We start from the raw sequence: 12,136 nt of genomic DNA on the forward strand, positions 1-12,136 counted from the left end.
AGGGGTATAATTTTCCAAATTGGGAGGGGATACCGATGAAATTCGTGCTGGTGTTCGGACCGCAAGCCGTCGGCAAAATGACGGTCGGCCAAGAGCTCGAGAAAATCACGGGCTTGAAGTTGTTTCATAATCATATGGCGATCGAGCTCGTCTACCCTTACTTTGGTTTCAGCGCGGAGGCTTGGCGGCTGACGAACCTGATTCGGATGGAAATCTTCCAAGCGGCGGCGGCCAGCGACATGGAGGGGATGATCTTCACGTACGTCTGGGCGTTCAATGAACAGGAGGATTGGGACTACGTGGACCGGATTTGCCGCATCGTCGAAGAGGCCGGCGGAGAGATGTTCTTCGTCGAGCTGGAGGCGGCGCTCGAATCGAGGCTGGATCGTAACCGGACGCCGAACCGGTTGGCGCACAAACCAACGAAGCGGGATGTCGCGAAGTCGGAGCAGGAGCTGCTCGGGAGCCTGGACCTGTACCGGCTGAACTCGAAACCCGGCGAAATTGCGCGTCCGAATTACGTGCGGATCGACAATACCGGGCTCAGCCCCGAAGAGACCGCGCTTGCCATCCGGTCGCGTTTCGGCTTGTAACGCGCCCGCGGTTGGCGTATCCGGCCCAAATCATGGATAGCTTTTCCCTATGCAAGCGATTACAATGAAGAGGTGACTGCATGTCTTCATTTAATCCATGATTAAGGGAGTGGCTGATCCAATGGCAGGAAATCGTGCGGTAGTCTATGTGGAGCCCGGCAAGGTCGAGGTGCGCGACATTTCGTACCCGGAGCTGATCTTGCGCGACGGTCCCGGCGTGAATCCGCTCAACGTCGGTAGAAAATGCGAGCATGGCGTCATTCTGAAAGTCATTACGACGAACATTTGCGGCAGCGACCAGCACATGGTCCGCGGCCGTACGACCGCGCCGAGCGGATTGGTGCTCGGGCACGAGATCACGGGCGAGGTCATCGAAGTCGGCCGCGACGTGGAATTCATCAAGAAGGGCGATCTCGTCTCCGTGCCGTTCAACATCGCGTGCGGCCGGTGCCGGAACTGCAAGGAACGCAACACGAACGTATGCGAGAACGTCAATCCGGACCGTCCCGGCTCCGCCTACGGTTACGTGGACATGGGCGGCTGGGTCGGCGGCCAATCCGAATACGTCATGGTTCCGTACGCGGACTTCCAGCTGCTGAAATTCCCGGATAAAAACCGGGCGTTGGAAAAAATTCTCGATCTCACGATGCTGTCGGACATCTTCCCGACCGGCTATCACGGCGCGGTCAGCGCGGGCGTGAAGCCCGGCTCGACGGTATACATAGCCGGCGCGGGCCCGGTCGGCCTGGCCGCCGCGCATTCCGCGCAGCTGCTGGGCGCTTCGGTCGTCATCGTCGGCGATCTGAACGCCGAGCGGCTGGCGCAGGCGAGAAGCTTCGGCTGCGAGACCGTCAACCTGCGCGAGCATCCGAACCTCGGAGAGCAGATCGAACAGATTCTCGGCGTGCCCGAGGTGGACTGCGCCGTCGACTGCGTCGGCTTCGAAGCGCACGGCCATGGCAAGGGGCACGGGGAGGCGCCGGCGACGGTGCTGAACTCGATCATGGAAGTGACGCGCGCCGGCGGCCGGCTCGGCATTCCGGGCCTGTACGTGACGGGCGACCCCGGTGCCGTCGACGCGGACGCGAAGATCGGCACGCTGAAGATCCGCTTCGGCCTCGGCTGGGCGAAGTCCCATACGTTCGTGACCGGCCAGACGCCGGTCATGCAGTACAACCGCGAGCTGATGAGCGCGATTCTGAGCGGCCGGGCGCAAATCGCCAAGGCGGTCAACGCCACGCTCATATCGCTGAACGAAGCGCCGGCCGCATACGGGGCGTTCGACCAAGGCGTCTCGAAGAAGTTCGTCATCGATCCGCACGGCTCGATCAGACGGTAATCCGTCGCCGGTCCGCAAGCCGCGCCGCCCCGCGAAGGGAGGCGCGGCTTTTGCGTGCCGCCGCTCCGCGAAATCCGGCGGCTTCGCAACAAATCCATTCCAACGGATGGAAAGACATGGTACACTGGTATCGGGTCAACCTTTTAGCAGCGAAATTGTTTGCGGGAGGTCATTCGCGATGAATAATTGCTCCACGATTACCAAGCCGGCGATGAATATGGTCGGCATCAGTTATTGCGGTCCGTATTCCACGTTTCCGGACGAAGCCATTCATCTGCAGAGTGAGTTTCTCTCCAGAAAACACGAAATCGAAGGCGATGTGAAGACGACCGTGCTGTACAGCCCGTATTTCGGCAACGAGGTGTTCGCGACGTATTGGGCATGCTTCGAGGTCCCCCATTTGGAGCAAGTGCCTCCGGGCATGGTGCAATTCACGATTCCGCAGCGGACGTACGCCATGTCCGTCTGCACGAACAAACGGATCGGCGAAGGCTACGAGCAGCTGACGGCCTGGATGAACGAAGAGAAGCTGGCGAAGCGGGAGAACGCCGTTTCCCTCGAAATCTTTTACATTGACGAGCATTTGGAAGAGGAGCAGGTCGAACTGCTGATTCCGATTGACGAACCATAACGGCAAGCGGTAAGGAATGGAAGAACGGTAACCGAGAAGAATGCGGTCCTTATCAAACACCTCGCCCGTCGGCTAACGAAGCCGGCAGGCGAGGTGTTTTTTCTTTGTGGCCGAAACGGCAGGGCTGCGGACCGTTGAACCGCGGATTCAATAGCAATTTGTATTATACATACATACAAAATGTATACAATAATTTCGTCCCAATTTTAAGGTCCTTATCGACCATTCCTGCGGGAGAAGATTGTCATTTTCTAAGTGAAAATATTTATCGTATATAAATTGTATACCAATTGTATATGTTAATGGATTGGTGTATGATAATCCCGATCGATTCGAGAGGGAGGGTGAATATGCGGGAGAAGCGGCGGATGTCGTTATGACAGCGCTGTCAATCGAGGGCGGAATCGGTGTCGCCTGATCGTCATTATTTTCAATCGGGGGAAGGGGCAATGGCCATGCGCAGGAAGCAAGCGGTTATGTCGCTGCTGGCAGCGGCGCTCATGATCGGCACGGCGGCGTGCAGCGGGGGGAACGACGGCGGGAACAACGCCGGGAACAACGGAAACGGGGTGAACCAGACCGGCAACGCGGGCGCGGACAGCGGCACGATCGACGTTCAATTCGGCAGCGGGGCGGATCCGAACGCCGAGTTTATGGCGAAGCTGCAGAAGAAGACCGGCGAGACCTGGGAGGACAACCGGTGGACGCGCTTGTACAAAGAGAAGCTAGGGGTCGTGACGCATTACAAAATGATGTACCCGTACGCGGACTACAACACGCAGCTGAAGCTGGCGATCACGTCGGGCGACCTGCCCGATATTTTTCCCGTGAACGACAAGGCGGACTTGAAGCAGCTGGCCGAAGGCGGAGCGATCGCCGACATGGGGCCGGTCTACGATAAATACGCGTCGCCGCTCTTGAAGAGCATCATCGAAGCCGAGACGAAGAGCATCTTCGATCCGGTCACGTTCGGCGGCAAAATCTACGGCATCCCGCAGAAGATGCCGTCCACCAACGGGTACAGCCATCTGTGGATCCGGGAAGATTGGCTGAAGAAGCTGAACCTGGAACGGCCGAAGACGATGGACGACGTGTACGCGGTCGCGCAGGCGTTCGCGAAGCAGGATCCGGACGGCAACGGCAAAGCGGACACGATCGGACTCGGCCTCAACAAGGACGTGCTGTATTCCACGAGAGGCTTGTTCTGGGGCTTCGGCGCGTATCCCGACTTCTGGCTGCAGGACGCCGGCGGCAAGGCGCAGTACGGAACGGTGCTTCCGGAGATGAAGCAGCCGCTGGAGCTGCTGGCGCGCATGTACAAGGAAGGCCTCCTCGACAAGGAGTTCGGCACGAAGGACGAAAGCAAGGAGATGGAAAGCGCGGTCGCTGGCAAAATGGGCATGTTCTACGGTCCGCACTGGCTGGCCTACAGCGTCGAGAAGACGTCCGAGAACGACAAGAACGCCAAGTGGATCGCGATCCCGCTCCCCGGCGAGGGCGGCAATCCCGTCCATATTCCGCTGGACAACGCGACGGACGGGTATCTCGTCGCGAACAAGAACTTCCCGCATCCCGAGCTGATCGTCGAGATGCTCAATCTGTACGTCGACACGATGTTCGGCGAGACGAACCGGTTCGAGGAGTTTTGGTCGGACGGCGACATCGATTCGCTCTGGAACATGGGTCCCGTCCATGCCCTCATGCCGTCGCTCGATCTCGTCGGGCATCAAGACATCAAGCAAGCGGTGGCCGACAACGCGACGGATCAGCTGAAGGGCGTGGCGAAAGGCTTCTACAAGTCGATGCAGGACGGAGTCGTCGGCATGTCCATGATGTTCGGCCCGACGGATACGCCGTTCGCGTTCGTGGATCAGTCGTATCCGGACGACGTGATTTGGAGCGCGTACAGCGGCGCGCCGACGCCGACGATGGTCGGCAGCTGGAGCTCGATGGGCGAACTGGAAGCGACGGCGATGACGGCCATGATTCAAGGCAAGGAGGACGTGGCGTCCGGCTTCGACAAGTTCGTCGACAGCTGGAACAAGCTTGGCGGCAAGCAGGTTGTCGAAGAAGTGAATGCGCCGCAATAATCCGGCTGCGGCGCGAACCTCCGCGGGGAAAGGAGAATTCCGGATGTTCAAACGTTACGGCGCCCGCCGCGAGCTTCCGCTTCATCTCATGCTGGTGCCGGGTCTCGTGCTGCTGCTGATCTTCGCCTACGTGCCGATGACGGGCGTCATCATCGCGTTTCAGCAATTCAATCCGGTGAAAGGGCTGTTCGGGGATCAGCGCTGGGTCGGGCTCGATAATTGCCGCACGATCTTCGCCATGCCGAACATATGGCGGGTCATCGGCAACACGGTCTTCATCGCCCTGATGAAGATCGTCCTGGGCATGCTCGTGCCGATCGTCTTCGCCCTGCTGCTGAACGAGGTGAAGCGGGCGCTGTTCAAGCGGATCACGCAGACGATCATTTATTTTCCTTATTTTCTCTCATGGATCATTTTGAGCGGCATCATGATCGACGTCCTGTCCCCGTCGACGGGACTCGCGAACGCCGCGCTCTCTTGGTTCGGGCTCGGACCCGTCTATTTCCTGGGCGAGAACGGGTGGTTTCCGTACACGATGGTCGTCTCCGACGTCTGGAAAAATTTCGGGTTCAACAGCGTCATTTATTTGGCGGCGATCACGAGCATCGATCTGACGCTCTACGAGGCCGCGGCCGTGGACGGCGCGGGCCGTTGGCGGCAAACGTGGCACGTGACGCTTCCGGGCATGCGCATGATCATCGTGCTGTTGATGGTGCTGAGCCTGGGCGGCATCTTCGACGCCGGCTTCGATCAGATTTTCAATCTGTACAGCCCGCAGGTATACGAATCCGGCGATATCATCGACACGATGATCTACCGCCTCGGTCTTCTGCAATCTCAGTACAGCATCTCCGCGGGCGTCGGATTGCTCAAGTCGGGCGTCTCGTTCGTGCTCATCACCGTATCGTATTATTTGGCGTATAAGCTGTTCAAATATCGATTCTTCTAAGGAAGGAGGCGCGAGCCATGCATGCGAAAGCGTCCGCCGGTACACGCGTCTTCCACGTCTTCAATCTGTTCGCGCTCACGCTGACCTCCGTCGTCTGCCTGATCCCGTTCGTGCATATCGTATCGCTGTCCTTCAGCGACAAAGCCGCCGTCATGGGCGGGCTCGTCAAGCTGTGGCCGGTGCATTTCACGCTCGACCCGTACAGGTACGTGCTGCAGAGAGAAGCGTTCTGGCATGCGTTCGGCACGACGCTCGGACGGGTCGCGATCGGGGCGACGCTCAACGTGCTGCTCGTGATCCTGCTCGCGTACCCGCTGTCCAAGACGGAGGGCAAGCTGCGGATGCGAACCGTATACGTATGGATTTTTTTCTTCACGATGCTGTTCAACGGCGGCCTCATTCCGAATTACATTTTGGTCAAGGAGCTGCACTTGCTGGATACGCTTGGGGCGCTGGTGCTCCCGGGCGCGGTCGGCGTCTTCAACATCGTGCTGCTGCTGAACTTCTTCCGGGAGGTGCCGGCCGAGCTCGAGGACGCGGCGTTCATCGACGGGGCGGGCCACTGGCGGACGCTGTGGCGGATCTACGTGCCCGTCTCGCTGCCGGCCATCGCGACGGTCGCGCTCTTCTGCATCGTCGGGCATTGGAATGCCTGGTTCGACGGCATGATCTACATGAAGGTCAACCACTATCCGCTGCAGACGTATTTGCAGTCGATCGTCATCAAGTTCGACTTCAACACGATGTCGCCGGAAGAAGCGAAGCGGCTGGCGAAGCTGAACGACCGGTCGATCAAGTCCGCGCAGATGATCGTGGCGGTCATTCCCGTGCTGATGGTGTACCCGTATTTGCAAAAGTATTTCGTGACGGGCATTCGGTTAGGCAGCGTCAAAGGGTAAGCGGGCACGGTCCGGATAACGCGGCGATTCGCGCGATCGGGCCGCGGCGCGAAAAATAAAAATAGCAGTTAGAAATCGCAAATCGAAATCGCAGTTAGAAATCGCAAATCGATAGAGCAAATCGAAACAGCCAAGGACCTTCCGGCAGCCGGAAGGTCTTTGGCTGTTAGTCCTTGAGCCCGGCCGGTAGGCAACCGGGAAGCCTTCCTGTACACTAGGAAGAAAGCGGGGTTGCGGCTATTTCCCGGCCAGCGCCCGAGGAGGAGAAAACAATGACGATTTCGATCGCGATCATCGACGCGTTCGCGTCCGCGCCGTTTCGCGGCAATCCGGCGGCGGTATGCCTGCTGGAGGAGAAGCGGGATGCCGAATGGATGCAGCGGGTCGCCGCGGAAATGAATTTGCCGGAGACGGCGTTCCTGCTGCGCGACGGGACGGACAGCTACGGGCTGCGATGGTTTACCCCGACGCAGGAGGTGGAGCTGTGCGGACACGCCACGCTGGCGAGCGCGCACTACCTGTGGACGAACGGCTTGCTTGCGCCGGGGCGGCAGGCGCGGTTCCATACGCTGAGCGGCATCTTGACGGCGGACCAAACGGCGGACGGGATCACGCTCGATTTCCCGGCCGAGCCCGCATTGCCCGCGACGGCGCCGGAGGAACTGATTCAAGGCTTGGGTCTCATTCCGCGCTACACGGGCCGCAACCGCATGGACTACTTGGTCGAGGTCGACAGCGAAGAGACGGTCCGCGCGCTCCGGCCGGATTTCGCCTTGATCGCGCGGGTGAACGCCCGGGGCGTCATCGTGACGAGCCGCGGGTCGGACGAAGCGGAGCCGCGCTACGACTTCGTCTCGCGCGCCTTCTATCCGGGCGCCGGCATCGACGAAGATCCCGTGACCGGCTCGGCCCACTGCGCCTTGGCGCCCTATTGGCAGCGCCGGCTGCGAAAGGACGAGCTTCGCGCCTACCAGGCGTCGGCGAGAGGCGGGGAGCTTCGCGTGTCCATCCGGGAGGAGCGCGTGCGCTTGACGGGACAAGCCGTCACGGTGCTGAACGGCCGGCTGGAGGTTTGACCGGCGGCCGACAGGCTAGATTAGCACGCCTCCTTGTGCTATAATCGAAACTTGCAGTCGTACTACGAGGAAGGTGTAAAACGTGACCTACGAGATTCCGAAGCGCACCCAGCAGCTCGGTACCGATATTGAGGAGCGGCAGCTTCGGTATCATAACCGAAGGGTGCTCGTTTCCAAAGAGTTTACTTTCGACAGCGCGCATCATCTGCATCTGTACGAAGGCAAGTGCAAGAGCCTCCACGGCCATACGTATAAGCTTCAGACGATCCTGTCCGGAACGACCGACAAGCGCGGACTGACGATCGATTTCGCCGATATGAAACGGATCGCCAAAGAACGGGTGATCGACGTGCTCGACCATCGCTACCTGAACGAGGCGCTCCCGCCGATGAACACGACGGCGGAGAACATGGTCGTCTGGATGTACGAGCAAATCCACGCGGCGCTGGTCGAGGAAGGCCACTATCCGAACGTTCGCATCGAGGAAATCCGGCTCTGGGAGACGCCGACGAGCTATGCCGCGGTCACGAGGGCATTCATGGAGGCGGACGATCATGCAGGCTGAACCGATCGAGAAGCAGCCGCGCGCGATTCGGCTGCCGATGGTGGAAATTTTCGAAACGGTCGAAGGCGAAGGCACGCGTGCCGGGTTCCCGACCGTTTTTGTGCGTCTGTTCGGCTGCAACCTGCGCTGCGTCTGGTGCGATACCAAATACAGCTATCCGCCGGCCGAAGCGGAATTCACGATGACGGTCGAGGAGATCGCCGCGAAGGTGGAGCGCGAGTACAAAGCGGAGCATATCTGCATGACGGGCGGCGAGCCGCTGCTGTACGGCGGCCGGTCCGCGGCGCTGCTCGAAGCGCTCTGCGCGATCGGGCGAATCAAGGACGTGCACGTCGAGACGAACGGCGCGATCGATCTGGCGCCGTTCCTGCGTGACGTTCGTTCGCCTAAGGCGCGGTACATCATGGACTACAAGCTGCCGGATTCCGGCGAGAACGCGGCGATGCTGCACGGCAATTTCGCCCTGCTTCGCCCGCAGGACGAAGTGAAGTTCGTCATCGCGAGCGACGCGGACTTCGATTTCGCGGTGCGGGTGCTGGCCGACTATCCGACCGAGGCGCTAGCGCTGTTCAGCCCGGTCTGGGAGAGCATGCCGCCGGCCAGACTGGTCGAGAAGATGCTCGCCGCGGGCTTGACGGGCGTCAAGCTGAACATGCAGCTGCACAAAATCATTTGGGATCCGGCCAAGAGAGGTGTTTGAGTTGACGAAAAAAGCAGTCATCATTTTAAGCGGCGGGCTCGACAGCACGACGTGCATGGGCTACGCGAAAGAAGCAGGCTACGAGCTCTATCCGATTTCCTTCGATTACGGCCAGCGCCACATCATCGAGCTGGAGAATGCCCGCGCCGTGACCGAACATTACGGCACGCTCGACCGGTACAAGGTCGTGCAGCTCGGATTCCTGCGCGAGTTCGGCGGCAGCGCCCTGACCGACGACAGCATCGACGTGCCGAAGACGGGCACGGAGCCGGTGCCGGACGAGCCAGGCGAAATTCCGGTCACCTATGTGCCGGGACGCAACCTGCTGTTCCTGTCGATCGCGACGTCGTACGCCGAGACCGTCGGGGCGGAAGCGATCTACATCGGCGTGAACGCGCTCGATTACAGCGGCTACCCGGACTGCCGCCCCGAGTTCATCGCGAAGGTGCAGGACGTGATCGCGCTCGCGACGAAGGTCGGGGTGGAAGGCAAGCCGATCTCCATCGAGACGCCGCTCATTCATCTGACGAAGGCGGGCATCGTGGCGGAAGGGCTGCGCATGGGCGTGCCGTACCGGCTGACGACGTCCTGCTACAACGGGGAGAAGGAAGCGTGCGGCGAATGCGATAGCTGCCGGCTGCGGCTGAAGGGCTTCGCCGAAGCGGGCACGACCGATCCGATTCCGTACAAGCCGCGTTAATAGGGCCATCGGAAACGAAAAAGACAGCGCCGACGGGCTTTGCCCGAACGGAGCTGTCTTTTTTTGCATGGCGCGGATAAACGGGCGCGACCGACGCGGAAAGTCAGGCTTGCGCGTTCGGCTTCGCCGCCGAATCCGTCTGGCGCGATTTGGACGCGCGCACGGAAGCGTGCAGCGTTACTTTGTTCTTGCCCGTCGTCTTGGATTGATACATGGCCTCGTCGGCCTGCCGGACGGCCTCGGCGACGGAGGAACCGTCGCGGGTCAGGCTGACGCCGACGCTGATCGTCACCATCGTTTCCTTCTCCACCCGGCTGCGGATCGTCTCGGCGACCGCTTCCGGCTTCACCCCGGGAGCGGCTACGAGCCCGAGCAGCTCCTCGCCGCCGTAGCGGCCGGCCGTGCCGATGCCCGCGGTTTCTTCCCGCAGAATGTCCGCGACTTGCTTCAGGACGCCGTCCGCCTTATGATGGCCCTGCGTGTCGTTCAGCTTCTTGAAGTTGTCGATATCGCAAAAGATGATCGCGGCCCGCTTGTTCGCCCGAAGCAGCTGTTCGGCCTTCTTCGTGAAATGGCGGCGGTTGTACAGGCTGGTCAGGCCGTCGGTGATGGACGATTGGAACGTCAGCAGCAGCCGCTCCAGGACCCATTCGAACAAGAGCAGGAACAAGAGCGTATAATAGATGACAGGCAGCAGCCGGATGAGGATGACGAGCATCGGCGCGTCCCCGTGGAACACGTAGTTGTCGGCCAGCCCGGCGATCTGGCGCATGAAGTAGACGATCAGGCTCGCCGAATAACTGAAGCGGTGGTCGATGCCGCGCACGTTGAGCAGGACGACGAGGGTCAGCGCCAGCCCGTAAAAATCGACCGCCAAAGCTTGCGCGCCCGCCGCGGGATCCGCGATCGAAGTCGTGAACGCGACCTGGCCCGCGGTGACGAGCGCGAGGCCGACGAACATGAGCAGGAACGGAAAACCTCGCAATCGGGCCGCCGGGCCGGTATATAATTTCATGAACACAAAGTTTATAATAATAAACGTAAGCAAATCCAAAAACGTCCGGGCGAGCTGCCAGTACGGCGCGACCGTCCAGGCGGAGCAGGCGATGCCGAGCGCGGCGGCGTTCTGAAGCAGCGCGACCGCGAGGATGACGACGAGCAGGAGATAGGTCCGGTTTCTCCGGTAGCTCTTGTACAGCTTGACCGCCATGAAGAGCATCAGCACGAGAATGGTCATCGCGCAGGCGGAAGCGAAAATCTGGCCGGATAAGCCGGCAAGCCAATGAATGAACGTCATGTTTGAACCACCTAGAATGAGAGTACGCACAGGGTTGATATCGGCCGGAAGAGCGCTTTCCGTGAGCTTTACAGAAACATATGTTCTAGTATATCATGTTTTTTACGAGTCGAGAAGCAAAGGCAAGGATGGGGAGGGCTTGACATGAACATTTTGCAGGCACTGTTTTTCCCCCCGGAACAGCCGGGCGGGGTGTCCTCCATGGTTCCTTACATTCAAGATCGGTTCAGCAAACTCGGCTGGCCGATGGAATTGTTCTCGCTGCCGAAGCGGGTCCGGGGCAAGGGGCTGGAGCCCGTGTCCTTCGAGACGTTCGAGCTGACGAATTACGAGGGCAACGCCATCGTCGATAAATACGTGCAGACCTACCGCGACTACGTCTGGTGGACGAAGCTGCGGATCAAGAAAAGCTACGACATCATCCACGCGCATCATCCGATCTCCGCCCTCGTCATGAAGCAGCTGTTTCCGGACACGCCGCTCGTCATGACGATCCATTCCAGCTTCGAGCGCGAGCTCATTCTGAACGGCAGAATCGTCGAAGGCGAGACGGAGCACCGCTTCCTGACGTCGATCTACCGGGAACTGGAAGCGAAGGCCGATCGGATTCTGACGCCGTCGGCTTCGTTCAGGGAGTATCTGCGCCCGTACATGAACGACGCGGACCGGATCCAAGTCATTCCGAACGGCTTCGACGAGAAGCGCTTCAAGCCGATCTCCCACGAAAACGCGGTCGTCCAGCTCATCACCGTGTGCCGCCTGGTGCCCGCGAAGGGCTTGGACGTGCTGCTCCGGGCATGCGCGCTGCTGAAAGCCAAAGGCCATCCTTTCGTCCTGCACGTCATCGGCGACGGGCCGAGCCGCGAGGAGCTCGAGCAGCTGGCGCAGAAGCTGAACTTGTACGACGACATCATCTTCTACGGGTACATGCTGCACCCGGAAGAATTCATGCCGTTCTTCGACGTGTTCGTGCTCCCGTCGCGGGCGGAAGCGTTCGGCTCCGTGTTCGCCGAGGCCGCGCTGTGCTGGCTCGCGCTCATCGGCACGAACGTCGGCGGCATCGCCGAACAGATCGACGACGGCGTGAACGGCCTGCTCGTCGAGCCCGAGAATCCGGCGGCGCTCTGCAACGCCCTCGAGAAAGTCGTGTCGGACCCGGACTATCGTTACAACATGGCCCGCGCGGCTTGGAGCAAGGCGAAGAAGGCGTATTCGCTGCAGCGCGTCATCGCGCAGCTGAAGCAGGTCTACGCGGAGCTGAACCCGGCCGCGGACGCGGCGGAGCGGGGAGAGTAGC

General features: G+C 60.3%; 12 protein-coding genes. 11 read left to right on the forward strand and 1 reads right to left on the reverse strand.

From position 1 onward, the window contains the following. The first annotated feature begins 35 nt into the window (after positions 1-35). The 10 genes from BMZ79_RS00115 (at position 36) to queC (ending at position 9,542) form a co-directional block, all read left to right on the forward strand. Positions 36-593 (forward strand): AAA family ATPase, encoded by a 558-nt coding sequence (locus BMZ79_RS00115; protein ID WP_090635519.1) that lies wholly within the window; start codon positions 36-38, stop codon positions 591-593. Between the two features lie 121 nt (positions 594-714). Further along, entirely contained in the window at positions 715-1,932 is a 1,218-nt protein-coding gene (gene fdhA, locus BMZ79_RS00120) for a formaldehyde dehydrogenase, glutathione-independent (RefSeq protein ID WP_090635521.1), read from the forward strand. Between the two features lie 178 nt (positions 1,933-2,110). Further along, on the forward strand, positions 2,111-2,563 hold the full coding sequence (locus tag BMZ79_RS00125; RefSeq protein ID WP_090635523.1) for a GyrI-like domain-containing protein: 453 nt from the start codon (positions 2,111-2,113) through the stop codon (positions 2,561-2,563). A 476-nt stretch (positions 2,564-3,039) separates the two neighbouring features. Next, on the forward strand, positions 3,040-4,653 hold the full coding sequence (locus BMZ79_RS00130; RefSeq protein WP_177221923.1) for an extracellular solute-binding protein: 1,614 nt from the start codon (positions 3,040-3,042) through the stop codon (positions 4,651-4,653). 43 nt (positions 4,654-4,696) lie between these two features. Then, the gene (locus BMZ79_RS00135; RefSeq protein ID WP_090635526.1) at positions 4,697-5,602 is read left to right on the forward strand and encodes an ABC transporter permease; all 906 of its coding nucleotides are present in this window, start codon (positions 4,697-4,699) and stop codon (positions 5,600-5,602) included. 17 nt (positions 5,603-5,619) lie between these two features. Continuing rightward, positions 5,620-6,501 (forward strand): carbohydrate ABC transporter permease, encoded by an 882-nt coding sequence (locus BMZ79_RS00140; protein ID WP_090635528.1) that lies wholly within the window; start codon positions 5,620-5,622, stop codon positions 6,499-6,501. 272 nt (positions 6,502-6,773) lie between these two features. Next, complete coding sequence (locus tag BMZ79_RS00145) at positions 6,774-7,577, forward strand: PhzF family phenazine biosynthesis protein (protein WP_090635530.1); 804 nt, start codon at positions 6,774-6,776, stop codon at positions 7,575-7,577. 82 nt (positions 7,578-7,659) lie between these two features. After that, on the forward strand, positions 7,660-8,142 hold the full coding sequence (queD, locus tag BMZ79_RS00150; protein WP_090635532.1) for a 6-carboxytetrahydropterin synthase QueD: 483 nt from the start codon (positions 7,660-7,662) through the stop codon (positions 8,140-8,142). Beyond that, on the forward strand, positions 8,132-8,842 hold the full coding sequence (locus tag BMZ79_RS00155; protein WP_090635533.1) for a 7-carboxy-7-deazaguanine synthase QueE: 711 nt from the start codon (positions 8,132-8,134) through the stop codon (positions 8,840-8,842). Before queD ends, BMZ79_RS00155 begins: the two co-directional genes overlap by 11 nt. A 1-nt stretch (position 8,843) precedes the next feature. Next, positions 8,844-9,542: a 7-cyano-7-deazaguanine synthase QueC gene (queC, locus tag BMZ79_RS00160; protein WP_090635535.1), complete on the forward strand. Its 699-nt coding sequence runs from the start codon at positions 8,844-8,846 to the stop codon at positions 9,540-9,542. A 103-nt stretch (positions 9,543-9,645) separates the two neighbouring features. Here the strand turns inward: queC and BMZ79_RS00165 are convergent, their stop codons facing one another. Then, entirely contained in the window at positions 9,646-10,839 is a 1,194-nt protein-coding gene (locus tag BMZ79_RS00165; RefSeq protein ID WP_090635537.1) for a GGDEF domain-containing protein, read from the reverse strand. 144 nt (positions 10,840-10,983) lie between these two features. Between BMZ79_RS00165 and BMZ79_RS00170 the strand changes: the two genes are divergently transcribed. Beyond that, a complete protein-coding gene (locus tag BMZ79_RS00170) occupies positions 10,984-12,135 on the forward strand; it encodes a glycosyltransferase family 4 protein (RefSeq protein WP_090635539.1) in 1,152 nt (383 codons plus the stop codon). Position 12,136: the final 1 nt, after the last annotated feature.

Origin of the sequence: Paenibacillus sp. UNC496MF, assembly GCF_900113915.1 — a bacterium.
Taxonomy (GTDB): Bacteria; Bacillota; Bacilli; order Paenibacillales; family Paenibacillaceae; genus Paenibacillus_Z; species Paenibacillus_Z artemisiicola.

Excerpts from the sequence above, each read along its gene's own strand:
- BMZ79_RS00115 (WP_090635519.1), top strand. The coding sequence starts at position 36 with ATGAAATTCGTGCTGGTGTTCGGACCGCAAGCCGTCGGCAAAATGACG.
- fdhA (WP_090635521.1), top strand. The coding sequence starts at position 715 with ATGGCAGGAAATCGTGCGGTAGTCTATGTGGAGCCCGGCAAGGTCGAG.
- BMZ79_RS00125 (WP_090635523.1), top strand. The coding sequence starts at position 2,111 with ATGAATAATTGCTCCACGATTACCAAGCCGGCGATGAATATGGTCGGC.
- BMZ79_RS00130 (WP_177221923.1), top strand. The coding sequence starts at position 3,040 with ATGTCGCTGCTGGCAGCGGCGCTCATGATCGGCACGGCGGCGTGCAGC.
- BMZ79_RS00135 (WP_090635526.1), top strand. The coding sequence starts at position 4,697 with ATGTTCAAACGTTACGGCGCCCGCCGCGAGCTTCCGCTTCATCTCATG.
- BMZ79_RS00140 (WP_090635528.1), top strand. The coding sequence starts at position 5,620 with ATGCATGCGAAAGCGTCCGCCGGTACACGCGTCTTCCACGTCTTCAAT.
- BMZ79_RS00145 (WP_090635530.1), top strand. The coding sequence starts at position 6,774 with ATGACGATTTCGATCGCGATCATCGACGCGTTCGCGTCCGCGCCGTTT.
- BMZ79_RS00155 (WP_090635533.1), top strand. The coding sequence starts at position 8,132 with ATGCAGGCTGAACCGATCGAGAAGCAGCCGCGCGCGATTCGGCTGCCG.
- BMZ79_RS00165 (WP_090635537.1), bottom strand. The coding sequence starts at position 10,839 with ATGACGTTCATTCATTGGCTTGCCGGCTTATCCGGCCAGATTTTCGCT.
- BMZ79_RS00170 (WP_090635539.1), top strand. The coding sequence starts at position 10,984 with ATGAACATTTTGCAGGCACTGTTTTTCCCCCCGGAACAGCCGGGCGGG.